The sequence below is a fragment of the Pseudomonas sp. XK-1 genome, from assembly GCF_038069885.1.
Taxonomy (GTDB): domain Bacteria; phylum Pseudomonadota; class Gammaproteobacteria; order Pseudomonadales; family Pseudomonadaceae; genus Aquipseudomonas.
The window spans coordinates 60967-84047 of record NZ_JBBPES010000007.1 but is presented as its reverse complement, the minus strand read 5'-3'; the positions used below and the strand labels follow the sequence as shown (position 1 = coordinate 84047).

The 23081-nt window shown below is 63.8% G+C and carries 26 protein-coding genes; 15 read left to right on the top strand and 11 right to left on the bottom strand.

Annotation, left to right across the window (positions count from 1 at the left end; all coding sequences use genetic code 11):
- The first annotated feature begins 4 nt into the window (after positions 1-4).
- A complete protein-coding gene (locus WMW70_RS18230; RefSeq protein ID WP_341438878.1) occupies positions 5-571 on the top strand; it encodes a cytochrome c oxidase assembly protein in 567 nt (188 codons plus the stop codon).
- A gap of 11 nt (positions 572-582) precedes the next feature.
- The gene (locus WMW70_RS18225; protein ID WP_341438877.1) at positions 583-1479 is read left to right on the top strand and encodes a cytochrome c oxidase subunit 3; all 897 of its coding nucleotides are present in this window, start codon (positions 583-585) and stop codon (positions 1477-1479) included.
- A 42-nt stretch (positions 1480-1521) separates the two neighbouring features.
- Here the strand turns inward: WMW70_RS18225 and WMW70_RS18220 are convergent, their stop codons facing one another.
- The gene (locus tag WMW70_RS18220) at positions 1522-1725 is read right to left on the bottom strand and encodes a twin transmembrane helix small protein (protein ID WP_341438876.1); all 204 of its coding nucleotides are present in this window, start codon (positions 1723-1725) and stop codon (positions 1522-1524) included.
- A gap of 74 nt (positions 1726-1799) precedes the next feature.
- On the opposite strand from WMW70_RS18220, the gene WMW70_RS18215 reads away from it, so the two are divergent.
- Genes WMW70_RS18215 through WMW70_RS18195 form a run of 5 tightly spaced genes read left to right on the top strand, consistent with a single transcriptional unit; the run spans position 1800 to position 5768 of the window.
- Positions 1800-2531, top strand: coding sequence for an SURF1 family protein (locus tag WMW70_RS18215; protein ID WP_341438875.1), 732 nt, complete (start codon positions 1800-1802; stop codon positions 2529-2531).
- Positions 2506-3102 (top strand): hypothetical protein, encoded by a 597-nt coding sequence (locus tag WMW70_RS18210; RefSeq protein WP_341438874.1) that lies wholly within the window; start codon positions 2506-2508, stop codon positions 3100-3102. The genes WMW70_RS18215 and WMW70_RS18210 overlap by 26 nt, the downstream gene beginning before the upstream one ends.
- Positions 3103-3159: 57 nt before the next feature.
- Positions 3160-4200 (top strand): COX15/CtaA family protein, encoded by a 1041-nt coding sequence (locus tag WMW70_RS18205; RefSeq protein WP_341438873.1) that lies wholly within the window; start codon positions 3160-3162, stop codon positions 4198-4200.
- A 24-nt stretch (positions 4201-4224) separates the two neighbouring features.
- A complete protein-coding gene (gene cyoE / locus WMW70_RS18200) occupies positions 4225-5124 on the top strand; it encodes a heme o synthase (RefSeq protein WP_341438872.1) in 900 nt (299 codons plus the stop codon).
- Between the two features lie 11 nt (positions 5125-5135).
- Positions 5136-5768 (top strand): SCO family protein, encoded by a 633-nt coding sequence (locus tag WMW70_RS18195; protein WP_341438871.1) that lies wholly within the window; start codon positions 5136-5138, stop codon positions 5766-5768.
- Between the two features lie 4 nt (positions 5769-5772).
- Here WMW70_RS18195 and WMW70_RS18190 read toward each other — a convergent pair whose 3' ends face one another.
- Positions 5773-6198, bottom strand: a complete 426-nt coding sequence (locus WMW70_RS18190; protein ID WP_341438870.1) for a VOC family protein — start codon at positions 6196-6198, stop codon at positions 5773-5775.
- 110 nt (positions 6199-6308) lie between these two features.
- Between WMW70_RS18190 and WMW70_RS18185 the strand changes: the two genes are divergently transcribed.
- A complete protein-coding gene (locus tag WMW70_RS18185; RefSeq protein ID WP_341438869.1) occupies positions 6309-7223 on the top strand; it encodes a LysR family transcriptional regulator in 915 nt (304 codons plus the stop codon).
- 19 nt (positions 7224-7242) lie between these two features.
- On the opposite strand, the gene WMW70_RS18180 is transcribed toward WMW70_RS18185, so the two are convergent.
- The 6 genes from WMW70_RS18180 to WMW70_RS18155 all read right to left on the bottom strand — a co-directional run bounded on the left by WMW70_RS18180 (position 7243) and on the right by WMW70_RS18155 (position 12153).
- The gene (locus tag WMW70_RS18180) at positions 7243-8013 is read right to left on the bottom strand and encodes a MetQ/NlpA family ABC transporter substrate-binding protein (RefSeq protein ID WP_341438868.1); all 771 of its coding nucleotides are present in this window, start codon (positions 8011-8013) and stop codon (positions 7243-7245) included.
- A 58-nt stretch (positions 8014-8071) separates the two neighbouring features.
- On the bottom strand, positions 8072-8749 hold the full coding sequence (locus tag WMW70_RS18175) for a methionine ABC transporter permease (protein ID WP_341438867.1): 678 nt from the start codon (positions 8747-8749) through the stop codon (positions 8072-8074).
- On the bottom strand, positions 8749-9756 hold the full coding sequence (locus WMW70_RS18170) for a methionine ABC transporter ATP-binding protein (RefSeq protein ID WP_341438866.1): 1008 nt from the start codon (positions 9754-9756) through the stop codon (positions 8749-8751). Before WMW70_RS18170 ends, WMW70_RS18175 begins: the two co-directional genes overlap by 1 nt.
- Positions 9757-10083: 327 nt before the next feature.
- A complete protein-coding gene (gene znuB, locus WMW70_RS18165; RefSeq protein WP_341438865.1) occupies positions 10084-10872 on the bottom strand; it encodes a zinc ABC transporter permease subunit ZnuB in 789 nt (262 codons plus the stop codon).
- Positions 10865-11671 (bottom strand): zinc ABC transporter ATP-binding protein ZnuC, encoded by an 807-nt coding sequence (gene znuC / locus WMW70_RS18160; protein WP_341438864.1) that lies wholly within the window; start codon positions 11669-11671, stop codon positions 10865-10867. Before znuC ends, znuB begins: the two co-directional genes overlap by 8 nt.
- Positions 11668-12153, bottom strand: coding sequence for a Fur family transcriptional regulator (locus WMW70_RS18155; RefSeq protein WP_341438863.1), 486 nt, complete (start codon positions 12151-12153; stop codon positions 11668-11670). Before WMW70_RS18155 ends, znuC begins: the two co-directional genes overlap by 4 nt.
- A 66-nt stretch (positions 12154-12219) precedes the next feature.
- Between WMW70_RS18155 and WMW70_RS18150 the strand changes: the two genes are divergently transcribed.
- On the top strand, positions 12220-13158 hold the full coding sequence (locus WMW70_RS18150) for a zinc ABC transporter substrate-binding protein (RefSeq protein WP_445942163.1): 939 nt from the start codon (positions 12220-12222) through the stop codon (positions 13156-13158).
- Positions 13159-13171: 13 nt separating this feature from the next.
- Here WMW70_RS18150 and WMW70_RS18145 read toward each other — a convergent pair whose 3' ends face one another.
- Positions 13172-14122, bottom strand: a complete 951-nt coding sequence (locus WMW70_RS18145) for a homoserine kinase (RefSeq protein WP_341438862.1) — start codon at positions 14120-14122, stop codon at positions 13172-13174.
- A 15-nt stretch (positions 14123-14137) separates the two neighbouring features.
- The gene (locus WMW70_RS18140; RefSeq protein WP_341438861.1) at positions 14138-14422 is read right to left on the bottom strand and encodes a DUF2782 domain-containing protein; all 285 of its coding nucleotides are present in this window, start codon (positions 14420-14422) and stop codon (positions 14138-14140) included.
- Between the two features lie 74 nt (positions 14423-14496).
- Between WMW70_RS18140 and polA the strand changes: the two genes are divergently transcribed.
- On the top strand, positions 14497-17337 hold the full coding sequence (gene polA / locus WMW70_RS18135; RefSeq protein WP_341438860.1) for a DNA polymerase I: 2841 nt from the start codon (positions 14497-14499) through the stop codon (positions 17335-17337).
- Between the two features lie 362 nt (positions 17338-17699).
- Here polA and yihA read toward each other — a convergent pair whose 3' ends face one another.
- Entirely contained in the window at positions 17700-18353 is a 654-nt protein-coding gene (gene yihA, locus WMW70_RS18130) for a ribosome biogenesis GTP-binding protein YihA/YsxC (protein ID WP_341438859.1), read from the bottom strand.
- Positions 18354-18601: 248 nt separating this feature from the next.
- Between yihA and WMW70_RS18125 the strand changes: the two genes are divergently transcribed.
- From WMW70_RS18125 to WMW70_RS18105, 5 genes are all read left to right on the top strand, one after another.
- On the top strand, positions 18602-18892 hold the full coding sequence (locus WMW70_RS18125) for a c-type cytochrome (RefSeq protein ID WP_341438858.1): 291 nt from the start codon (positions 18602-18604) through the stop codon (positions 18890-18892).
- 46 nt (positions 18893-18938) lie between these two features.
- Positions 18939-19544: a c-type cytochrome gene (locus WMW70_RS18120; protein WP_341438857.1), complete on the top strand. Its 606-nt coding sequence runs from the start codon at positions 18939-18941 to the stop codon at positions 19542-19544.
- A 154-nt stretch (positions 19545-19698) separates the two neighbouring features.
- Positions 19699-20325, top strand: coding sequence for a thiol:disulfide interchange protein DsbA/DsbL (locus WMW70_RS18115; protein ID WP_341438856.1), 627 nt, complete (start codon positions 19699-19701; stop codon positions 20323-20325).
- Between the two features lie 15 nt (positions 20326-20340).
- Positions 20341-21204: an endonuclease/exonuclease/phosphatase family protein gene (locus tag WMW70_RS18110; RefSeq protein ID WP_341438855.1), complete on the top strand. Its 864-nt coding sequence runs from the start codon at positions 20341-20343 to the stop codon at positions 21202-21204.
- 15 nt (positions 21205-21219) lie between these two features.
- On the top strand, positions 21220-23067 hold the full coding sequence (locus WMW70_RS18105) for a diguanylate cyclase (protein WP_341438854.1): 1848 nt from the start codon (positions 21220-21222) through the stop codon (positions 23065-23067).
- Positions 23068-23081 lie beyond the last annotated feature (14 nt).

Below are 23081 nucleotides of genomic sequence, written 5' to 3'. Positions count from 1 at the left end.
GGCCATGAGCGAAACCCTGACGACTCGTCGCCTGGTTATCCGCCTGTCATTGGTGGTGGTGGCGATGTTCGGCTTCGGTTTCGCCCTGGTGCCGATCTACGACGTGATGTGTCAGGCCTTCGGCATCAACGGCAAGACCGCGGGTGCCTACGAGGCAGGGGAACAAGGTGTGGATGCATTGCGCCAGGTACGCGTGCAGTTTCTCGCGACCAACGCCGCCGACATGGTCTGGGAATTCCGCCCGTTGGCCGATGAGGTGACGGTGCACCCCGGCCAGAGCACCGAAATGCTCTATGTGGCCTACAACCCTACCGACAAGCCGATGTCCGCCCAGGCGATCCCCAGCGTTGCGCCGTCCAAGGCCGCCGCCTTCTTCCACAAGACCGAGTGCTTCTGCTTTACCCAGCAGGTTCTGCAGCCAGGCGAACGCATCGAAATGCCGGTACGTTTTATCGTCGATAGAGACTTGCCGGCCGATGTACGCCACCTGACCCTGGCCTACACCTTGTTCGATATCACCGCGCGCAAGCCGCCGGTGGCACAGGCGACCCTTACCCGGGCGACTCCATAAGGAGAACAACAATGTCGAGTCACGAGAGTCACGAAAACTATTATGTTCCGGCGCAGAGCAAGTGGCCGATCATCGCTACCCTCGGCCTGCTGATCTCGCTGTACGGGGTCGGCACCTGGTTCAACGATCTTTCGGCCAATCGCGAGGGCTCCAATGGCCCGCTGATCTTCTTTGTCGGCGGCCTGTTCCTCGCCTATATGCTGTTCGGCTGGTTCGGCAACGTGATCAAGGAAAGCCGCTCCGGCATGTACAGCCCGCAGATGGACCGCTCGTTCCGCTGGGGCATGAGCTGGTTTATCTTCTCCGAGGTGATGTTCTTCGCCGCCTTCTTCGGCGTGCTGTTCTATGTGCGCACCTTCGCCGGGCCCTGGCTCGGCGGCGAGGGCGACAAAGGCGTAAGCAACATGCTCTGGCCAGGCTTCGAATACACCTGGCCGTTGCTCAACACGCCTGATCCGAAGCTCTATCCTGCACCGAGTGGCACCATCAGCGCCTGGGGCCTGCCGCTGCTCAATACCGTGCTGCTGGTCAGCTCCAGCTTTACCCTGACCTTCGCCCACCACGCGCTGCGCAAGAATCACCGCAAGCCGCTGACCCTCTGGCTGGCGCTGACCCTGATTCTCGGTGCGGCGTTCCTGGTGTTCCAGGCCGAGGAATACGTGCATGCCTACACTGAGCTGGGCCTGACCCTTGGCTCCGGGATCTACGGAGCGACCTTCTTTATGCTCACCGGCTTCCATGGGGCCCACGTGACCTTCGGCGCGATCATGCTGACGGTGATGCTGGTGCGGGTAATGCGCGGACACTTCAGCGCCGAGCAGCACTTCGGCTTCGAAGCCGCTGCCTGGTATTGGCATTTTGTCGATGTGGTTTGGCTGGGGCTGTTCGTGTTCGTTTACGTGCTGTGATGCCTGTGCCAGGTTGCGGAGCCGCACTCGCGGCTCCGTGCCTTACCAGGTAACAGTTGTACCCAGTTGGCCCGTGTAAAAGCCCCAGGCAATAAGGGCGATGGTCAAGGCCGTGAGGCTGACGCGCAGCGTCAGTGCGTTAACCACCCTGGAGGTCTGACCTTCATCCTTGACCAGAAAGAACAGGCCACTGAATAAGCTGACCAGAGTAGCCAGTAGTAACAGGATGATCGCGGCCTTGAGCATGCGTAACTCCGGGGGAAGCAAATGGGGTGCAGGTGCAGTATAGCCAGCTTCGGCGGGCCTTCAGGGAGGGCGTTATGAGCGCTTTTCGACCCGGTTTGCTGCCCAGCATTCTGGTCCTGTTGCTGTTGCCCGGGCTGATTGCCCTGGGTTTCTGGCAACTGGCCCGCGCCGAGGAAAAGCGCGAGCTGCTGGCCGCCCATCAGGCCCAGCAAAGCGCCGCACCCGTGAGCCTCAGCGAACTTGAGCGCTATCCCGATCCAGCCTATGTGCGGGTGCAGCTGCAGGGCTTCTTCGATGCACGGCACAGCCTGCTGCTGGACAACCGCACCCGTGGCGGCCAGGCCGGGGTGGAGGTGCTGCAACCTTTCTATGACCAGGCCAGCGGCCTGTGGCTGCTGCTTAATCGCGGCTGGCTGCCCTGGCCGGATCGCCGCATCCCCCCGGCCTTTGCCACGCCCGATACGCCGCTGCATCTGCAGGCCTCGATCTATGTGCCGCTGGGCGAGGCCTGGCATCTGCAGGCCGCCCCGCCCGGCAGTGACTGGCCGCGGCTGGTCAGCACGGTCAGCCCCGACACTCTGTGGCATCAGCTGGGCCGCGGCGGTCTGGCCTACGAGGTGCGCCTGGAGCCCGGGCCCGCCTCATTCCAGGTCGACTGGCCGGTGGTGGCCATGAGCCCGGACAAACACCTTGGATATGCCGTGCAATGGTTCGCCCTGGCGGTGGCATTGCTCTGCCTGTTTATCTATTTAGGTCTATCTAACGCGCGGGAGACTCGCCATGAACCCAGCCACCGCTCTGCCTGACGCCTTGCCTGAAGTGCCGCCCGCACAGCGTCGTCGTGGGCGTTTGCAGTTGATCCTGATCCTCGCCGTGGTGATCGCCCCGATGATCCTCGCCAGCGCCATGTATCAGTGGCGTTTCTGGGTGCCGGAAACCCGCAGCTACCATGGCGAGCTGATCGGCAACGGCCAGAGCCGCGCGGACCTGGGCATCGCTGCCGCCACGGAAACCCGCTGGCAGTTGCTGGTGACGGTGCCGCAAGCCTGCGACAGCGCCTGCAAGGAACTGGTGTTTCTCGCCCGACAGATCCATATCGGCCTGAACCGTGATGTGTCCCGCGCCAGCCATGCTCTGGCCGTCGCCCAGCCCCTGACCGCGGAGTATGACGCCCAGCTGCGGCGCGAATACCCGCAACTGACGCGCTATCCGCTGGAGCTTGATGCCTACGGCAAAACCGCCGGCGAGGCCAAGGGCGCGCAACTCTGGATAGTCGACCCCCACGGCAATCTGGTGCTGCGCTACGACGCTACCAGCAAGGGCAAGGAGATTCTCAACGATCTGCGCCATCTGCTGAAAATTTCGCAGATTGGTTAACCCATCGGCGCGTTGTTGGTGTCCACCCCTGCTAACGCCGCTACAAGGAGTCCATCGATGGCTAGACCCGGTTACCGCTTTGCCCTGTTCGCCACCCTGCTGGCGGTCGTGGTGGTCATGCTCGGGGCCTACACCCGCCTGACCCATGCTGGCCTCGGCTGTCCGGATTGGCCTGGCTGCTACGGCTTTCTCGGCGTGCCCATGAGCGAGCACAAGCAGACGCTGGCCGAGGCGCGCTTCCCCGAGGCTCCGGTGGAAGTGGCCAAGGGCTGGTACGAGATGGTCCATCGTTATTTCGCTGGGGCCCTGGGCCTGGTGATCCTCGGCTTGGCCGTGCAGGCTCTGCGCCGCCGCGGTGAGCCCGGGCAGCCGTTGAAGCTGCCGCTGTTCCTGCTGGCTCTGGTATGCCTGCAGGCGGCCTTCGGTATGTGGACGGTGACCCTGAAACTCTGGCCGCAGGTGGTCACGGCCCATCTGCTCGGCGGTTTTGCCACCCTCAGCATGCTGTTCCTGCTGACCTTGCGCCTATCCGGCAGGGCGGCGCTCATGCCCAATCTGTCCGCGCGGCTGCGCAGCCTGGCGGCGCTGGCGCTGCTGTTGGTGGTCGGCCAGGTGGCTCTCGGCGGCTGGGTCAGCAGCAACTACGCGGCGGTGGCCTGTGTCGATCTGCCGACCTGCCATGGCGAGTGGTGGCCGGCGATGGATTTCGCCAACGGTTTCCACCTGACCCAGCATATCGGCCCCAACTACCTGGGCGGCCAGCTCGACAGCGACGCGCGCACCGCCATCCATATGAGCCACCGCCTGGGCGCATTGCTGCTGACCCTGGTATTGCTGCTGCTGGCCTGGCGACTCAGGGCCAATGGCCTGCCACGCCTGGCCGGCCTGCTGCTGCTGGCTTTGGCGCTGCAGATCGGCCTGGGCATCAGCAACGTGGTCTTCCACCTGCCGCTGCTGGTGGCGGTGGCGCACAACCTCGGCGGGGCGATATTGCTGCTGACCCTGGTGCTGATCAATTACCGGGTGCGCAGTGCCGTAGCGCTGGCATCCCAGGTGACAGGCGCGCAAGCTGGCCTTGCCCTGTTGCCAGGCAAATAACAAGAAAAATCAAGGAGAGACCCGATGGCTACTCTATTGCGTGAACAGCAAGCCCACGCCACCTGGCGCGACTATCTGGAGTTGACCAAGCCCAAGGTGGTGGTGCTGATGCTGATCACCTCCTTGGTCGGCATGTTTCTCGCCACCCGGGCGGGTGTGGCCTGGCAGGTGCTGATCTTTGGCAACCTGGGCATTGGCCTGTGCGCCGGCGCGGCCGCGGCGGTCAATCATGTGGTGGATCGGCGTATCGACTCGATCATGGCGCGCACCCTCAAGCGGCCGGTCACCAGCGGCCGGGTGTCCCCCGTCGCGGCGCTGGGCTTTGCCCTGCTGTTGGCGGTAGTCGGAATGGCGCTGCTGCTGACCTTTACCAACGAACTGGCAGCTTGGCTGACCCTGGCCTCGCTGCTCGGTTACGCGGTCATCTATACCGGCTTTCTCAAGCGCGCCACGCCGCAGAATATCGTCATTGGTGGGCTGGCCGGGGCGGCACCGCCGCTGCTCGGCTGGGTAGCCGTGACCGGGCATATCAGTGCCGAGCCGCTGCTGCTGGTGCTGATCATCTTCGCCTGGACCCCGCCGCACTTCTGGGCCCTGGCCATTCACCGCAAGGACGAGTACGCCAAGGCCGATATCCCCATGCTGCCGGTGACCCATGGCGAGCACTACACCAAGGTGCACATCCTGCTCTACACCTGCGTGATGTTCGCCGTCACCCTGCTGCCCTACGCCATCCATATGAGCGGCCTGCTCTACCTGGTCTGCGCCATCGGCCTGGGCGCGCGCTTCCTGCACTGGTCCTGGGTGCTGTACCGTGACAGCAAACCGCACGCCGCGATCAACACCTTCAAGTACAGTATCTGGTACCTGTTTGCGCTGTTTATCGCCCTGCTGGTCGACCACTACCTGCTGCTCAACCTGTAATTGTTGGTGCCATGACCCGAACCCAGATCACCGTTTTTGTTCTCGTTGCCATTGTGGCGCTCGTCCTCGGCCTGACGGTCAACAAGGTTCTGAACGCTAAAGGCCAGGGCGATCCCACGGTATTGCTCGATGCCGGTATCGTCCTGTTGCCGCAGAGCCGCAAACTGCCGGAGCTGAGCCTGACCAATCAGGACGGTCAGGCCGTGGCGGTCGACCAGCTCAAGGATCAGTGGAGTCTGTTGTTCTTCGGTTACACCTTCTGCCCGGATATCTGCCCGGCGACCCTCGCCCAGCTGCGCCAATTGCAGGGCCAGTTACCGCCGGAAACCCTGAGCAAGCTGCGGATCGTGCTGGTCACGGTCGACCCCAACCGGGACACCCCGGAGCAGCTGAAAAAGTACCTGGATTACTTTGACGCCGGCTTTATCGGCCTGACCGGCGAGGAGGCAACCCTGCAGAAACTCGCCAATGCGGTCAGCATCCCCTATATCCCGGCTGACACCAGCAAGGAAAACTACACCGTCGACCACAGCGGCAACCTGGTGATCATCGGTCCGGATGGTACCCAGCGCGGCTTTATCCGCGCGCCCATCAACAACGCCAAGCTGGCGGCGCAGCTGCCTGGGTTGCTTGAGCGTCCATAGTCCGCTACTTGGCGAATAACTGGCCGATATCCTTGAACGCCTTGAACTCCAGGGCGTTGCCGCAGGGGTCGAGCAGGAACAAGGTGGCCTGCTCGCCGACCTGGCCGGCGAAGCGCACGTAGGGCTCGATCACGAATTGGGTGCCTTTGGCCTTTAGCCGCGTCGCCAGGGCTTGCCAATCGTCCCAGCCCAGCACCACACCGAAATGCGGCACCGGTACGTCGTGGCCGTCCACCGGGTTGCTGTGGGCATCCTGCTGGTAGGCCATTTTCGGGGCCTGGTGGATCACCAGTTGATGGCCGAAGAAGTCGAAGTCCACCCACTGCGCGCTGCTGCGGCCCTCGGCGCAGCCGAACACTTCGCCATAGAAGTGCCGTGCGGCCGCCAGGTCGTATACGGGAATAGCCAGGTGAAACGGGGCGAGTGCCATAGGGTGACTCCTTGGAATTGCGGTCTGTCGATTCTCAGCAGCAGCGATACTGATTAAAAGCGAATATTCTTGCTCGCAAGCACAAATAAAATCGATCAGTCGGGGCCTCGATGCTGCGTGAGTTGAAAACCTTTGTGGCGGTGGCCCGCCATGGCACCTTCGCCGCGGCCGGCCAGCAGGTCGGCCTGACTCAGTCGGCGGTAAGTGCGCAGATGCGCGTGCTGGAGCAGGGCCTGGGTGTGCGGCTGTTCGACCGCAGTGGACGCTCGGCGGTACTCAATGCCGCCGGCCGGCATGCCCTGCCCCTGGCGGAGCAGATGCTCGGGCTCTATGGGCAGATGGCCCTGCCCACCGCGGCAGCCGAGTGGCGGGGCGAGCTGAAGGTCGGCGCGATTGCCACGGTGCAAACCGGCCTATTGCCCGAGGCGCTGCCGCCGTTTCGCACGGCCGCCCCGCGGGTCGAGCTGAAGCTGGTACCGGGGGTGTCGCTGAACCTGCTGAGCCAGATCGATGCCGGTGAGCTGGACCTGGCGCTGCTGATCAAGCCACCCTTCGAGCTGCCCAAGGAGTTGTTGCAGATCAGCCTGGCCCGCGAGCCTTTCGTGCTGATCACCCCGCTCGCGGTGAGCGCGGACGACCCGCTGCAGATCCTCGCCGAGCAACCCTTCGTGCGTTACGACCGGCGCTCCTTCGGCGGCCGGCGGGTCAGCCAGTTTCTCCGCGAGCAGCGCCTGAACGTGCAGGAAGCGCTGGAGCTGGACGAGCTGGAAGCCATCGTGCGCATGGTCGAGTGCGGCCTGGGCGTATCGCTGATTCCCCGGGCCGGCCTGTGGCTGCAGCGGCCGACGCAGTTGCGGGTGATCGAACTGGGCGAGCTGACCTTCCACCGCGAGCTGGTGGCGATACTGCGCCGCGCCCAGCGCCAGCCGGCCCTGGAATGCCTGCTCGACTGCCTGCTGGCAGCGGGTGCGCGTGCCATAAACTCGCCGGCAACAAAAAGCCCGCACGGGGCGGGCTCTCTGTAGCGTAACGCGAGTGTTCGGCTTAGAACGCCGGAACCACGGCACCCTGATACTTCTCGGCGATAAAGGCCTTCACCTCGGCGCTGTTCAGGGCCTTGGCCAGCTTTTGCATGGCGGCGCTGTCCTTGTTGTCCGGGCGCGCCACCAGGATGTTGACGTAGGGCGAGTCGCTGCCTTCGATCACCAGGGCATCCTGGGTCGGGTTGAGCTTGGCTTCCAGGGCGTAGTTGGTGTTGATCAGCGCCAGATCGACCTGGGTCAGCACCCGCGGCAGGGTGGCCGCTTCCAGCTCACGCACCTTGATGGCTTTGGGGTTTTCCACAATGTCCTTGGGCGTGGCGAGGATGCCCGCTTCCGGCTTGAGGGTGATCACCCCGGCCTTCTGCAGCAGCAGCAGGGCACGGCCGCCGTTGGTGGCGTCGTTGGGGATGACCACGTTGGCACCCTGGGGCAGGTCGGCCAGGCTCTTGTGCTGGCTGGAGTAGGCACCGAAGGGCTCGACGTGCACGCCGGCAACGCTGCTCAGCTCGGTGCCGCGGCTCTTGTTGAACTCATCCAGGTACGGCTGGTGCTGGAAGAAGTTGGCATCCAGGCGCTTCTCGGCGACCTGCACGTTGGGCTGCACGTAGTCGGTGAAGACCTTGATGTTCAGCTCAACGCCCTCGGCGGCCAGGGCCGGTTTGACGAACTCGAGGATTTCCGCGTGGGGGACGGCAGTGGCCGCCACGCTCAGGCTTTCGGCCTGGGCGGAGAAGGCTGCCAGGGCAGCGACTGCAGCGATCAGTTTTTTCATCATAAAGCTCCTTGTTGAATAGGGGTTGGGCGGTCGGTAGCCGCACACGTCAAAAAATCTATTTGCGGGAAAAGTGCACCACCAGCCGGTCGCCGACGCTTTGCAGGATCTGCACCAGCACCAGCAGCAGAATCACCGTCACCGCCATCACGTCCGGCTGATAACGCTGATAGCCGTAACGCACCGCCAGATCGCCCAGGCCGCCGCCGCCGATCAGGCCGCTCATGGCGGTGTAGGACACCAGGGTGATGGCGGTGACCGTCACGGCGGCAAAGATGCCCGGCAGCGCCTCGGGCAGCAGGGCGTTGAACACGATCTGGCGGGTGCTCGCCCCCATGGCCTGGGTCGCTTCGATAATGCCGCGGTCCACCTCGCGCAGGGCGGTTTCCACCAGCCGTGCGAAGAACGGCGTGGCCCCCACCACCAGCGGCGGAATGGCCCCGGCGACCCCCAGCGAGGTGCCGGTGACCAGCACGGTGAAGGGGATCATCAGGATCAGCAGGATCACGAAAGGCACCGAACGCAGAATGTTCACCAGCAGCGACAAGCCGCCGTAGAGGGCCTTCTGCTCGAACATCTGCCGTGGGCCGGTAAGGAACAGCAGCACCCCCAGGGGCAGACCGAGGATCACGGTGAACAGCAGCGAGCCGCCGAGCATGCTCAGGGTGTCGAGGCTGGCGTAGCCGATTTCCGCCCAATCGACGTTCGGCAGCAGACGGGTCAGTAGGGCGTCCATCAGCGCAACACCTCCAGGTGCACGTCGGCGGCGGCAAAGCGCGCCTGGGCGGCGTCGAGGTCGCCGCCGGTCAGGGCCAGGGTCAGCTGGCCGTAGGGGGTGTCCTTGATGCGGTCGATACGCCCGGCCAGGATGCTGTAATCCACTCCGGTTTCCCGCGCCACGCTGCCCAGCAGCGGCGCATAGGTGGCCTCGCCCTGGAAGGTCAGGCGCAGGATGCGGCCCTGCACATGGGCGAAATCGTCATGCTGCTCGTTTTCGTCGACCTGCTCGGCCTCCTGGACGAAGCGCTTGGTGGTGGCATGTTGCGGGTGCAGAAAGACCTGGGCCACCGGGCCCAGCTCGACAATGCTGCCGGCATCCATCACCGCCACGCGGTCGCAAACCCGGCGGATCACGTCCATCTCGTGGGTGATCAGCACGATGGTCAGGCCCAGCTCGCGGTTGATCTCGGCCAGCAACTGCAGCACCGAGGCGGTGGTCTGCGGGTCGAGGGCGCTGGTGGCCTCGTCGCACAGCAGGATCTTCGGCTCGGTGGCCAGGGCGCGGGCGATGCCGACGCGCTGTTTCTGCCCGCCGGAGAGCTGTGCGGGGTATTTATTGGCGTGATCCTGCAGGCCAACCCGTGCCAGCAACTCGGCGACGCGGGTGTTGATGGCGCTGCGCGACAGCTCGCCGGCCAGTTTCAGCGGCAGGGCGACGTTGTCGGCGACGGTCTTCGAGGACAGGAGGTTGAAGTGCTGGAAGATCATCCCGACCCGCTGGCGGAAACGGCGCAGGCCGGCCGCGTCGAGGGCGGTGACCTCTTCGCCGTCGATCTCGATACGCCCGCCGGAAGGCGTTTCCAGACGGTTGATCAGGCGCAGCAGGGTGCTCTTGCCGGCACCGGAGTGGCCGATGATGCCGAACACTTCGCCACGGCCGATCTGCAGGTCGGTGGGCCGCAGGGCGGGAATATCCTGGCCACTGACGCGATACGCCTTGTGCACCTGGTGGAAGTTGATCACGGGTTAAACCTTTTGGGTTTGCTTGAACGGCCGGGTAGGCGCAGAGGTTGCGTAGTCTACCCGGCGCTGTTTAGGCCGCAAAAATCTTTGTAGACCTATGGTTATAGCTAAATTGCATTAGTTTCGCGTCTGTCCGAGGCCGTCTGGCCAGCGTCCATGGACGCGATCGGGCAAGCCTGCCGATGCGCTTGTCCCGCGTGGTCAACCCTGTGGGCTGATGAGCGGGCGCGGTCAGCCGGCCGGAACGAGAACCAGGGCGAGCGCCTGGCCCCGCATTGTGCAAAAAACGCGCAAGTTTACACGGCCGAATCGGGCAGAACCAATCTTTCAGGCCGTGCGTCGGGGCAGGGCAAAGCTCAGCAGAAACAGGCTGGCGGCGGACACCACGATGGACGGCCCGGCCGGGGTGTCCTGGAACCACGACAGGCTGAGCCCGCCGCATACCGCGACTATTCCCAGCAGGCTGGCACCGAAGGCCATCTGCTCCGGAGTGCGCGCATGGCGCTGGGCGGCGGCGGCGGGAATGATCAGCAGCGAGGTGATCAGCAGCACCCCGACTATCTTCATGGCCACGGCGATCACCACGGCGATCAGCAGCATCAGGCTCAGGCGAATCGCCGCCACCGGCAGGCCTTCGACCTTGGCCAGCTCCTCATGCACGGTAATCGCCAGCAACGGCCGCCAGAGCAGCGCCAGCAGCACCAGCACCAGGGCGCTGCCGCCGATGATCCAGGCCAGATCAGTGGGGCCGACGGCCAGCAGGTCGCCAAACAGGTAGCCCATCAGGTCGATGCGTACATCGCGCATAAAGCTCAGCACCACCAGGCCGAGGGACAATGTGCTGTGGGCCAGAATCCCGAGCAATGTGTCGGAGGCCAGGGGTTGGCGGCTCTGCAGGGTCACCAGCAGCACCGCCAGCAGCACGCAGCCCACGGTCACCGCCAGGGTCGGGCTGACGTCGAGCATCAGGCCGAGGGCGACGCCGAGCAGGGCGGCGTGGGACAGGGTGTCGCCGAAATAGGCCATGCGCCGCCACACCACGAAGGAGCCCAGGGGGCCTGCGACCAGGGCCAGCGCCAGGCCGGCAAGCAGGGCGTTGAGCAGGAAATCAGCCATGCTTGCAGTCGTCTCCGTGGACATGGGGTTTGACCGGGCCCTTGATGCTCAGGCCGGTGGGTGTTTCCCCGACCACCGCGCCATGCAGGTCGTGTTCGTGGTCGTGATGGTGGGTGTAGATCGCCAGGCTCTTGGCATCCTGGCCGAACAGCTCGACGAAGGCCGGGTCGAAACTGACCTGCTCGGGGTGGCCGGAGCAGCAGACGTGGCGGTTCAGGCAGACCACCTGGTCGGTGGTGCTCATCACCAGATGCAGGTCGTGGGAGACCATCAGCACGCCGCAGCCATGGCGGTCGCGCAGCTGGGTGATAAGTCGGTACAGCTCGGCCTGGCCGCTGACGTCGACGCCCTGCACCGGTTCGTCGAGCACCAGGAGCTCGGGCTCGCGCAGCAGTGCCCGGGCCAGCAGCACGCGCTGCAGTTCCCCGCCGGAGATGCTCTGCAGCGGGCTGTCGATCACCTGTTCGGCCCCCACTTCGGCCAGCGCCGCCAGGGCCTGTTCGCGCTTCACGCTGGGGACCAGGCGGAGAAAACGCAGCACCGAGAGCGGCAGGGTGGCATCCACATGCAGCTTCTGCGGCATATAGCCGATGCGCAGCCTGGGCTTGCGCCAGACGCTGCCGCTATCGGGCTTGAGCAGGCCGAGTACGGCGCGCACCAGGGTGGTCTTGCCGGCCCCGTTGGGGCCGATCAGGGTGACGATTTCCCCCGGCTTGACGCGCAGTTGCACGTCCTGCAGCACCTTCTGCCCGGCGAAGGTCACGCCAATACCGGCGAGACGGATCAACGCATCGCTCATAGCGACTCCCGGCAGCCGGCACACAGACCGACCACTTCCACGGTCTGGCCTTCCACGGCAAAACCCACCGCCGCGGCGCTGGCGACAATCGCCTCGCTGATCGCCGGCTGTTCCAGTTCGATGGCGGCGTGGCAGCTGCGGCAGATCAGGAACTGGCCCTGATGGGCGTGCTCCGGGTGGCTGCAGCCGACAAAGGCGTTGAGCGAGGAAATCCGGTGCACCAGGCCGTTTTCCAGAAGGAAATCCAGGGCGCGGTAGACGGTCGGCGGTGCGGCGCGGCGGCCATCTTCATCGCTCAATACGCCGAGAATATCGTAGGCCCCCAGCGGCTTGTGGCTGGCCCAGACCAGCTCCAGCACGCGCTTGCGCAGAGCGGTCAGGCGCAAACCCTGGCGCGTGCAGAGGCTTTCCGCTTCGGCCAGGGCATGGCTGACGCAGTGGGAATGGTCGTGTGGGCGTGAAGCCAGAGGCGCTTGGGTCATGGGCAACGACGAATAAGGCGAGAGACGTTATTATATTACCCGTTCCTTCCTGCTTGAGTGCTCCCCGTGTCGCGTCTTTTTCCGGCTTTAGGCCTGTTGTTGATCACTTTTCCTCTGAGTTTCGCGGTTCAAGCCGATGTGCGGGTGCTGACCAGCATCAAGCCGCTGCAGTTGATTGCCGCTGCCGTGCAGGATGGCGTCGGCCAGCCCGATGTACTGCTACCGCCGGGCGCTTCGCCGCACCACTATGCGCTGCGCCCCTCCGATGTGCGCAGCGTGCGCAATGCCGGCCTGCTGTACTGGATCGGTCCGGATCTGGAAAGCTTTCTGCCGCGGGTACTGGCTGGTCGCGACAAGCCGAGCGTGGCCGTGCAGGATGTGCCGGGTATGTCCTTGCGCCATTTTGGCGATAGCCAAGGGCAACATGCCGAGCATCAGGATGACCACGCAGATGCCGACCAGCATGACCATGCGCACCGCCCCGGCAGCCTGGACGCTCACCTCTGGTTGCAGCCGGCCAATGCCCGGGTGATCGCCGGCAAGATCGCCGCCGACCTGGCGCTGGCTGACCCCGACAATGCCGCGCGTTACCAGGCCAATGCCGAGGCGTTCGGCAAGCGCCTGGATGCATTGGATCAGCGGCTGAAAACGCGTCTGAACGGCTTGGCCGGCAAGCCTTACTTCGTCTTCCACGAAGCCTACGACTACTTCGAGGCGGCCTATGGCCTCAAGCACGCCGGGGTGCTCAGCGTACTCGGTGAAGTGCAGCCAGGTGCCCAGCACGTCGCCGCCATGCGTAAACGTCTGCAACAAACCGGGCCGACCTGCGTTTTCAGTGAGCCGCCATTTCGCCCACGCCTGGCGCAAACCCTGAGCGCTGGTCTGCCGGTCACCCTGGCCGAACTGGACGCCATGGGCGGCGCATTGCCCGTGGATGCCAACGGCTATGAGGCTCTGCTGGAAAACCTGGCGAATGAGCTGGCGGGCTGTCTGGAGGCGCTGTAATCAGCGCCACTTCCTAGAAGGCGAACGGCAGCGCCAGCTCCACCTGTTGGCGCTCGGCCAGACGCCGCTGGAACTCGTTCGGATCGTGGATCAGCACCTGCTGGCCGGCGAAGGATTGTGCGGCGATCAGGCGTGACAGCCAGAAGCGCACGCAGGCGATGCGCAGCATGGCTGGCCACAACTCGGCCTCTGCCGCGGTAAACGGCCGCAGCGCCGCATAGGCACCCAGCAGCGCCTGAGCGCGTTTGCCGTCGAGACTGCCGTCTGCGCAAGAGCACCAATCGTTCAGGGCAATCGCCAGGTCGTAGAGCATCGGCCCCGAGCAGGCGTTATAGAAGTCGATCACCCCGCTCAGGTGGTTGCCGTCGAACAGCACGTTGTCGCGGAACAGGTCGGCATGCAGGTTGGCCCGTGGCAGAGCCAGAATCCGCGGCTTGAGCGCATGGATTTCCGCCAGGGCATCACGCAGCAGCGGCAGCTGGTTGTCCGGCAACTGCAGGGCCAGGCTCGGCCCCTCGGCCAGCATCCAGTCCAGGCCGCGGTCGCTCTGGCGCTCCAGGACCTGGCCGCGGGTGGCCAGGTGAATGTGCGCCAGCAGCCTGCCCACTTCCTGGCAGTGGTGCGGGTTGGCCTCGTGCACATGCTGGCCGGCCAGGCGTGGCTGCAGCAGTGCCGGCTTTTCCGCCAGGCTGCGCAGGGCCTCCCCGCTGTCGGTGCGCAGGGCGTAGGGCACGGGCAAGCCGGCGTCATGCAGCACGTCGAGCAGTTCGATAAAGAACGGCAGATCGCTGCTGGGGCCGCGTTCGATCAGGGTCAGAACGAATTCGCCACGTTCCAGGCTGACGAAGAAGTTGCTGTTCTCGCTGCCCGCCGCTATGCCCTGGAAGTCGCGCAAGCGACCCAGGCCATAGGGGGCAAGAAAGTCCTCGAGCTCATGGCGCTCAAGCGGGGTAAACACCGACATTGCAGAACTGCCTTCTTACCAGCTGAAAATTTCCCAGGCCGGAATCAACATATCCGGGCTGTCCGAACGGACGAAGTTGCCATCGCTGCCGTCGGCGCGTACCAGGAAGTACGGCTTGCCGCCTTTGGGGATGACCTTGACCGCGTAGAGAAAGCCGTTGACCCGGTATTCATGGATGGTGCGGTCGCCATCCTGGCGGATGGTCACGTCAGGATCGGCGGAGACCGGGTCTTCGGCGTGAGCGGCCAGGGTGGTGAATGCCAGCAGGCTGGCCAGCAACAGGCGATTGAGTGCGCGCATGATAACCTTGTCCCTTTGATTCCAATGGTGTGGCCATTCTACCGCCGCCCCCGCCGAAAAGGTTGATCCTGCTCATGAGCCAAGCCCCTCTCGTTCTGGTTGACGGTTCTTCTTACCTGTACCGCGCCTTTCACGCCCTGCCGCCGCTGACCACTTCCAAGGGTCTGCCCACCGGCGCGGTCAAGGGCGTGCTGAATATGCTCAAGAGCCTGCGCAAGCAGTACCCGGACAGCCCCTTCGCGGTGGTATTCGACGCCAAGGGCGGCACCTTCCGCGACGCGCTGTTTGCCGAGTACAAGGCCAATCGCCCGTCCATGCCGGACGAGCTGCGGGTGCAGATCGAGCCGCTGCACGCCAGCGTCAAGGCCCTGGGTTATCCGCTGCTGTGCGTCGAAGGCGTGGAGGCCGACGACGTGATCGGCACCCTGGCCCGCCAGTGCGCCGGCGAGGGCCGCGACGTGGTGATCTCCACCGGCGACAAGGACATGGCCCAGCTGGTGTGTCCGCACGTTACCCTGGTCAACACCATGACCGGTAGCGTCTACGACATCGATGGCGTGAAAGCGAAATTCGGGGTCGGTCCCGAGCTGATCATCGACTACCTGGCGCTGATGGGCGACAAGGTCGACAACATTCCCGGCGTCCCCGGCGTGGGCGAAAAGACCGCCCTGGGCCTGCTGGTCGGTGTCGGCGGCGGCCTCGATGTGCTCTACGCCAACCTCGACAAGGTGCCGGCGCTGCCGATTCGCGGGGCCAAGACCCTGCCGGCCAAGCTCGAAGAACACCGCGACATGGCCTATCTGTCCTACGAGCTGGCCACCATCAAGCTCGATGTGCCACTGAATATCCAGATCGAGGCGCTGCATCCGGGGCAGATGGATGTGCCGGCACTGGTGGAGCTTTATGCCGAACTGGAATTCAAGAGCTGGCGCGATGAACTGCTGCGCAGCAACCCGGCCGCCGCGGTTAAGCCGCAGGCTCTGCCGGCTGCCGACGATCTGTTCGCCCTGACGTCCAGCGCCAGTGCCGCACCCAAGGTCGCTGCAGCCGTGCCGGCCGCCGACGAGGCCGCCACTGTTGCGCCCGCTGCGCCGCCCCTGGGCGATTATCAGTGCATCCTCGAGCAGGCGCAGTTCGACGTCTGGCTGGAGAAACTGCGCAGCGCCGAACTGATCGCCTTCGACACCGAGACCACCGGCCTGGATGCGCAACAGGCTCAGTTGGTCGGCCTGTCCTTTGCGGTCAAGGCCGGCGAGGCGGCCTATATCCCGGTCGCCCACAGCTATATGGGCGTGCCGACTCAGCTCGATCGCGATGCGGTGCTGCAGGCGCTCAAGCCGATTCTCGAAGACCCGAACAAAGCCAAGGTCGGTCAGCACGCCAAGTACGACATCAATATTCTCGCCAATGCCAGCACGCCCATCGCGGTGCAGGGCGTGGCCTTCGACACCATGCTCGAATCCTACGTGCTGGACTCCACCGCCACCCGTCACGATATGGACAGCCTGGCGCTCAAGTACCTGGATCACAGCAATATCCGTTTCGAGGACATCGCGGGCAAAGGGGCCAAGCAGCTGACCTTCGACCAGATCGATCTGGCCCAGGCCGCGCCCTATGCCGCCGAGGATGCCGACGTGACCCTGCGTCTGCATCAGCACCTGTGGGCCAAGCTTTCGGCGGAGCCGAGCCTGGCCAAGGTGCTGCAGGAGATCGAAATGCCGCTGGTGCCGGTGCTGGCGCGTATCGAGCGCCAGGGTGCGCTGGTGGATGCCAAGCTGCTCGGCCTGCAAAGCAACGAGCTGGGCGAGAAGCTGGTGGCCCTGGAGCGTCAGGCCTTCGAGATCGCCGGCGAGGAGTTCAATCTGGCCTCGCCCAAGCAGCTCGGGGTGATTCTCTACGAGAAACTCGGGTTGCCGATCATCAGCAAGACCGCCAAGGGTCAGGCGTCCACCGCCGAAGCGGTGCTGGCGGAACTGGCCGAGCAGGACTTCGAACTGCCCAAGGTGCTGATGCAGTATCGCACCCTGAGCAAGCTGAAAAGTACCTACACCGACCGTTTGCCGGAGCAGATCAACCCGCGCACCGGGCGCATCCACACCAGCTATCACCAGGCGGTGGCCGCCACCGGGCGCTTGTCGTCAACCGATCCAAATCTGCAGAACATCCCGATCCGCACCGCCGAGGGCCGGCGGATTCGCCAGGCTTTCGTCGCGCCCAAGGGTTACCAGCTGCTGGCGGCGGACTATTCGCAGATCGAGCTGCGCATCATGGCCCACCTGGCCAAGGACGAGAGTCTGCTGGACGCCTTCCGCCATGGCCGCGACGTGCACAAGGCCACCGCAGCCGAGGTGTTCGGCGTACCGCTGGATGAAGTCAGCAGCGATCAGCGGCGCAGCGCCAAGGCGATCAACTTCGGCCTGATCTACGGCATGAGCGCCTTCGGCCTGGCCAAACAGATCGGCTGCGACCGCAAGCAGGCCCAGGCCTATATCGATGTGTATTTCCACCGTTATCCCGGCGTGCTGGCCTATATGGAGCGCACCCGTGAGCAGGCGGCTGAGCAGGGCTATGTGGAAACCCTGTTCGGTCGCCGCCTTTACCTGCCGGATATCCATGCCAAGAACCAGGGGCTGCGCAAGGCGGCCGAGCGCACGGCGATCAACGCGCCGATGCAAGGCACGGCGGCGGACATCATCAAGCGCGCCATGGTCGCGGTGGACAACTGGCTGAGCGAGTCGGCCCTGGACGCCAAGGTGATTCTGCAGGTCCACGACGAACTGGTGCTGGAGGTGCGCGAGGATCTGGTCGAGCAGGTCAGCGAGCGGATCAAGGCACTGATGAGCGCGGCCGCCGAACTGGATGTGCCGCTGCTGGTGGAAGTGGGGGTGGGCAACAACTGGGACGAGGCCCACTAATCGGCGCAGTGGCCGGTGCTGCGGTGCGCGGGCCAGACCCTGCAAGGCTTAAAACCAAAACGAATTAATCGATTGGTTTTTATAGTTAATCGGTTCAAGAAAAAGGCTGAACTTTGCTTCAGACCCGGCAGTCAGAGATTACGAATGGCCCTTAAAGCCTTCAATGCTCCTTGTTGTGTTAAGTGTTGGCAGACATCTGAACCCCCGCCCTAGCGGTTCAGACACTTAAACCCCGAACTTCCCTCCCCCATAAGAAGTTCGGGGTTTTTTTTGGCCCGCCAGCCATGGCTGCCACCCTGCGGGCGCAGCGTTAAAAATTGCTCACGGCAATTTATTCTCTTCGCCGTCCCTGGCGAGCTTAATCAGGCTTCGGCTTGTTCATCGTCCGGCAGGGCGAATTCGCCCAGTTGCAGCCATTCGGCCAGCACCGCCTGGGCGTCTTCGATGCCTATGCGCTTGGGGGCGGAAAACAGCTGGATGCTGACCCGTTCGCCCCAGCCCTTGCGAATGTCCTGCTGGACCTTGAGCAGGGCGGTCTTGGCTGCGCCGAAGGCCAGTTTGTCGGCCTTGGTCAGGAGGATATGCATGGGCATCTCGCTGGCCGTGGCCCAATCCAGCATCAGGATGTCGAATTCGGTCAGCGGGTGACGGATATCCATCATCAGCATCAGTCCGCGCAGACTCTCGCGGCTGCCCAGGTAGGCTTCCAGGTGTTTCTGCCAGTGCAGCTTCAGCGGGATCGGCACCTTGGCGTAGCCATAACCCGGCAGGTCGACCAGGCGACGCTCGTCGTCGAGGCGGAAGAAGTTGAGCAGCTGGGTACGCCCCGGGGTCTTCGAGGTGCGCGCCAGGCTGGCGTGGGTCAGGGTATTCAGGGCGCTGGACTTGCCGGCGTTGGAGCGTCCGGCGAAGGCCACTTCATGGCCGAAATCTTCCGGGCACTGGTCGACCTTGGCGGCGCTGATAAGGAAGCTGGCCTGTTGGCACAGACCGATAATAGGGTTCTTGGCTTGCATCTGGGTATCCGTAAGGGCGTGCGTATAGGGGCGTTGCGGGCGCGCTGCCCTTGCGACATAAGCGCGCAGGCTGCCTTGCAACATGCAGCGCGGCAAGCTGCGTCGTTTCAGTTTCAATGACGCCAGTATATAATGGCGCAGATTTTGTGTGCGCTTTCTCCCATCCGCTGGACAAGTGTTCACGGGAACGCTTTAGATCATCCGCGCAAAGAACGCGGTACGTTCCCCTCCCTGATGAGGTTGGTCTGATGAAAAAATTGCTGATTGTGGCCGGTGTGCTGATGCTCTCGTTCAATGCCCAGGCCGCACAAGACCCGGAAGCCGTATACGCTCGTGCATGTGGTGTTTGCCATAATGGGGCGATTCCGACCGCGCCACAGAAAGGCGACAAGGCCGCTTGGGAGCCACGTTTGGCCAAAGGTATGGATGCATTGGTGCTGAGCGTGACCAATGGCTTGAATGCCATGCCGCCACGCGGTCTGTGCATGGACTGCTCGGCCGAGGATTACCAAGCCGTCATCAAGTTGATGACCGAGTAAGCCCAGCTTATAAACTCTTTCTCTTAGCCGTAAATTGGATTAGCTGATGAACAAAGTAATCGTGAGTCTGCTGTTGACCCTGGGCCTCTCCGGCCTGGCCCACGCCGCAGGTGACGCCGAAGCCGGCCAGGCCAAGGTTGTCGTATGTGGTGCCTGCCATGGTGCTGATGGCAACAGTGCTGCCCCGAACTTCCCCAAGCTGGCTGGGCAAGGCGAACGTTACTTGCTCAAGCAGTTGCAGGACATCAAGTCGGGTGCCCGTCCGATCGTTGAGATGACCGGCTTGCTGGATAACCTCAGCGATCAGGACATGGCGGACATTTCCGCATACTTCGCCAGTCAGCAGATGAGTGTCGGCGCAGCCGATCCGAAGTTGATCGAGCGTGGTGAAGCCCTGTTCCGCGGTGGCAAGCTGGCCGAAGGCATGCCGGCCTGCATCGGTTGCCATTCGCCTAATGGTGCTGGCCTGGCTGCCGCCGGTTACCCGAAACTGGGTGGCCAGCATGCTACCTATTTGGCCAAGCAACTGACCGATTTCCGCGAAGGCAACCGCACCAACGATGGCGACAGCATGATCATGCGCGCCATCGCGGCCAAGCTGAGCAACAAGGATATCGAGGCGGTTTCCAGCTTCGTGCAAGGTCTGCACTGATCGCGCCAGCAGGCAAAATCCTGTAGTAGAAAATGGGTGGCTTAGGCCACCCATTTTCGTTGCATGCATCGCTACAATAGATTGAACCTGCCTGTACCCCGCTGGTCGAACCATGGTTCGTCACTGCGCACCGTTTATAACCAAGGAGTAACGCATGCGTAACCTGATTCTCAGTGCCACCCTGATGGTGGCCAGCCTGTTTGGCGCGACGGCTCATGCCGAATTCGAAGCCGGCAAGCAGTATGTCGAGCTGAACAATCCGGTACAGATTGCCAAGCCGGGCAAGATCGAAGTGGTCGAGCTGTTCTGGTATGGCTGTGGCCATTGCTACCAGTTCGAGTCGACCCTCAACCCCTGGGTCGAGCAGCTGCCGGATGACGTCAATTTCGTGCGCATCCCGGCCATGTTCGGCGGCATGTGGAACGTCCACGGCCAGCTGTTTATCACCCTCGAAGCGATGAAGGCCGGGCCTAAGGTGCACGCCGCCGTATTCGATGGCATCCACAAACAGGGCAAGAAGCTGGCAACCCCGGAAGAGATGGCTGACTTCCTCGCGGGCGAAGGCATCGATAAGGACACCTTCCTCAAGACCTACAATTCCTTCGGGGTGAAAAGCCAGCTGGAAAAGGCCAAGAAACTGGCCATGGCCTACCAGATCAGCGGCGTACCGGTGATGGTGGTCAACGGCAAATACCGCTTCGACATCGGCAGCGCCGGTGGCCCACAGAAGGTACTGCAGGTGGCCGACCACCTGATCGGCAAAGAGCGAGCGGCCCAGTAAGCGGCGGCCGCGCCGATGCTGCGCCGCCGCCCCGCCCGCCGCACCGTTGGTCTGTGCGACCCACAGATCAACGCGGCTTGTGCGCCAGCCGGCGACTGGCCCAGTGACGGTTGCCTGCGCCTGCTCAGCTTCAATATCCAGGTCGGCATCAGCACCCAGCGCTATCACCACTACCTGACCCGCAGCTGGCAGCACTTGCTGCCCCATGCGGGGCGCGCCAGCAACCTGCAACGGATTGGCAACATGCTCGGCGATTTCGACCTGGTGGCCCTGCAGGAGGTCGATGGCGGCAGCCTGCGCTCTGGCTACGTCAATCAGGTCGAACACCTGGCCCATCTGGGGGCCTTCCCCTACTGGTACCAGCAACTCAACCGCAATCTCGGGCGTTTTGCCCAGCACAGCAATGGCGTCCTCAGTCGTCTGCGCCCGACCCTGCTGGAAGATCACCCACTGCCTGGGCCGGCCGGCCGGGGCGCGATTCTGGTGCGTCTCGGCGAAGGGGCCGAGGCCATTGTGGTGGTGATGATGCACCTGGCCCTGGGGGCGCGCACCCGTACCCGTCAGCTGGCCTATATCCGCGAACTGATCGGCGACTATCGGCATCAGGTGCTGATGGGTGATATGAATACCCACGCCAGCGACCTGCTGGAGCATTCACCGCTGCGCGACCTCGGTCTGCTGGCACCGCAGATCGAAGCCACCTTCCCCAGCTGGCAACCGCAACGCTGTCTCGATCACATCCTGCTCAGCTCGGGCTTGCAACTGGAGCGCTGTGAAGTACTGTCACACGCGATCTCCGATCACCTGCCCGTGGCCATGCAGATTCGCTTGCCCAGTTCACTCTGCCGCCCGCCAACGCCTATGCTGATAGAGCCCTAATAGCGAATCGCAACCATGACCGACGATGCCCAGCGCTGGAAAAGCAAATATCTGCAGAGCCTGGAGCAACAGGAACAACTGGAACGGCGCTGGGAAGCCCGGCTCGACCTGCTCAGGCGCGGCCTGGTACGCAGCTCCCTGGCCGCCGAAGGCAGTGACAAGGCCGTCGACCAATGCATGCAGGAACTGCGCGACATCCTGCGCCGCGACGATATCGACAGCGGCCTGGGAGCCCTGATTCCGCGCCTGGAAAAAGCCGTACTGGATTCGGAAAAACGTCGCCAGGAGCGCGCCGCGCAGAATATCTCCGGGGTCACCAACCTGACCTCCCAGCTGCTGGCGCTGGATCCCCCGCGGGAGGTGCGCAAAGCGCTCAAGCAGTTTGCCAAGCGCATCGAGGAACGGGCCAGCCAGCCGCGCGAACTGCCCGCGCTGCTCAGTGAATTAGGTAGCCTGCAACAGCAAGCCCTGGCAGTGCTTGAGGTTGAGCCCGGTGCGGAGCGCCCAGGGTTTCTCCAGCGCCTGTTTGGCGGCAAGGAGGCTGCGCCTGCGAGTCCTGCTGGCAGTCCGGCCGACATGGCGGGCCCCGCTGTCGTTGGCCAGCCTGAAACCCCGCAACCGCCTGTTGAGGCTCCGGTACGCCCGGGCCGCGAACTGTCAGCGCCAGCAGCTGCCCCGGTAGACGCTGAGCCAGAGCCAGAGCCGCCACCTGCGGCCGCAGTCGTGCCGCGCGCCGCACTGCCAGCTGAAACGACTGCGTCAACCGAGGGGGTGGTCGACCCAGCCTATGTCCTGCCTGAGCTTCCCGAGCCCGGTTATAGCGCCGTGGCCCCGCATATCGGCGAGAGCCTGCTCGGCCTGCTCGATGAACTGGAGCTGCCGTCCAATCACCGCCCTCAGGGCGATGCTCTGCGCCAACGGGTGCGTGGCGGCCTGAACTGGTACGAGCTGGTGGCCGTGCTGGATGACCTGGCGGTGCTGGTGCTGGCGGTCACCGACAGCGGTCAGCGCGAGTTCGCCAGCTACCTGAAACAGCTCAATGAACGCCTGGCCTCGTTTCTCGGCACGCTCAACGAAGCCCACGAGGGCTATAGCGAGTCGGTGCATATCGCCCGCAGTTTCAACCTGGAGTTGCGCGAGCAGGTCAACAACCTGCAGGCCAGCGTGCAGGAAGCGGCCGACCTGCCAAGCCTCAAGCAGTCCCTGGAGACGCGTCTCGATGGCCTGCTGCAGACTGTCACCGAACACCAGCGCCATCGTGACGGCCGCGAGGAAGAAGTGGCTCAGCGGCTACAGGCGCTGGGGCAGAAGGTCAGCGAGATGGAGCAGGAGGCGCAGAACTTCCGCGATCATCTGGAGGAGCAGCGGCAGAAAGCCCTGATCGACCCCCTTACCGGCCTGGCCAACCGCGCCGGCTGGAGCGAACGTCTGGAGCTGGAGATGGCGCGCTGGAAGCGCTATGGCGGTGAGCTGCTGCTGGCGGTGCTGGACATCGATCACTTCAAGCGTATCAACGACAACTATGGCCACCTGGCCGGCGACAAGGTGCTGAAAATCATCGCCGGCGAACTGTCCAAGCGCATGCGCAAGACCGACTTTATTGCCCGTTTCGGCGGCGAGGAATTCGTCCTGCTGATTCCCAGTACCCCGCTGGAAGGCGGTCGGCAACTGCTGCAGACCCTGCTCGACGGGGTCGAACAATGCCCATTCCACTTCCGTGGCGAACGGGTGGTGATCACCCTGTCGGCCGGGCTCAGTGCCTTCAACCGTGACGCGGACAGCAGCGACATGGTGTTCGAACGCGCCGACCAGGCCCTCTACCGGGCCAAGAGCGGCGGGCGCAACAGAATCGAACTGGGCTGAGGGCGCGCCGGTGC

Bases quoted from the DNA above. Each gene is read 5' to 3' on its own strand.
- WMW70_RS18230 (WP_341438878.1), top strand. From the start codon at position 5: ATGAGCGAAACCCTGACGACTCGTCGCCTGGTTATCCGCCTGTCATTG.
- WMW70_RS18225 (WP_341438877.1), top strand. From the start codon at position 583: ATGTCGAGTCACGAGAGTCACGAAAACTATTATGTTCCGGCGCAGAGC.
- WMW70_RS18220 (WP_341438876.1), bottom strand. From the start codon at position 1,725: ATGCTCAAGGCCGCGATCATCCTGTTACTACTGGCTACTCTGGTCAGC.
- WMW70_RS18215 (WP_341438875.1), top strand. From the start codon at position 1,800: ATGAGCGCTTTTCGACCCGGTTTGCTGCCCAGCATTCTGGTCCTGTTG.
- WMW70_RS18210 (WP_341438874.1), top strand. From the start codon at position 2,506: ATGAACCCAGCCACCGCTCTGCCTGACGCCTTGCCTGAAGTGCCGCCC.
- WMW70_RS18205 (WP_341438873.1), top strand. From the start codon at position 3,160: ATGGCTAGACCCGGTTACCGCTTTGCCCTGTTCGCCACCCTGCTGGCG.
- cyoE (WP_341438872.1), top strand. From the start codon at position 4,225: ATGGCTACTCTATTGCGTGAACAGCAAGCCCACGCCACCTGGCGCGAC.
- WMW70_RS18195 (WP_341438871.1), top strand. From the start codon at position 5,136: ATGACCCGAACCCAGATCACCGTTTTTGTTCTCGTTGCCATTGTGGCG.
- WMW70_RS18190 (WP_341438870.1), bottom strand. From the start codon at position 6,198: ATGGCACTCGCCCCGTTTCACCTGGCTATTCCCGTATACGACCTGGCG.
- WMW70_RS18185 (WP_341438869.1), top strand. From the start codon at position 6,309: ATGCTGCGTGAGTTGAAAACCTTTGTGGCGGTGGCCCGCCATGGCACC.
- WMW70_RS18180 (WP_341438868.1), bottom strand. From the start codon at position 8,013: ATGAAAAAACTGATCGCTGCAGTCGCTGCCCTGGCAGCCTTCTCCGCC.
- WMW70_RS18175 (WP_341438867.1), bottom strand. From the start codon at position 8,749: ATGGACGCCCTACTGACCCGTCTGCTGCCGAACGTCGATTGGGCGGAA.
- znuB (WP_341438865.1), bottom strand. From the start codon at position 10,872: ATGGCTGATTTCCTGCTCAACGCCCTGCTTGCCGGCCTGGCGCTGGCC.
- znuC (WP_341438864.1), bottom strand. From the start codon at position 11,671: ATGAGCGATGCGTTGATCCGTCTCGCCGGTATTGGCGTGACCTTCGCC.
- WMW70_RS18155 (WP_341438863.1), bottom strand. From the start codon at position 12,153: ATGACCCAAGCGCCTCTGGCTTCACGCCCACACGACCATTCCCACTGC.
- WMW70_RS18145 (WP_341438862.1), bottom strand. From the start codon at position 14,122: ATGTCGGTGTTTACCCCGCTTGAGCGCCATGAGCTCGAGGACTTTCTT.
- WMW70_RS18140 (WP_341438861.1), bottom strand. From the start codon at position 14,422: ATGCGCGCACTCAATCGCCTGTTGCTGGCCAGCCTGCTGGCATTCACC.
- polA (WP_341438860.1), top strand. From the start codon at position 14,497: ATGAGCCAAGCCCCTCTCGTTCTGGTTGACGGTTCTTCTTACCTGTAC.
- yihA (WP_341438859.1), bottom strand. From the start codon at position 18,353: ATGCAAGCCAAGAACCCTATTATCGGTCTGTGCCAACAGGCCAGCTTC.
- WMW70_RS18125 (WP_341438858.1), top strand. From the start codon at position 18,602: ATGAAAAAATTGCTGATTGTGGCCGGTGTGCTGATGCTCTCGTTCAAT.
- WMW70_RS18120 (WP_341438857.1), top strand. From the start codon at position 18,939: ATGAACAAAGTAATCGTGAGTCTGCTGTTGACCCTGGGCCTCTCCGGC.
- WMW70_RS18115 (WP_341438856.1), top strand. From the start codon at position 19,699: ATGCGTAACCTGATTCTCAGTGCCACCCTGATGGTGGCCAGCCTGTTT.
- WMW70_RS18110 (WP_341438855.1), top strand. From the start codon at position 20,341: ATGCTGCGCCGCCGCCCCGCCCGCCGCACCGTTGGTCTGTGCGACCCA.
- WMW70_RS18105 (WP_341438854.1), top strand. From the start codon at position 21,220: ATGACCGACGATGCCCAGCGCTGGAAAAGCAAATATCTGCAGAGCCTG.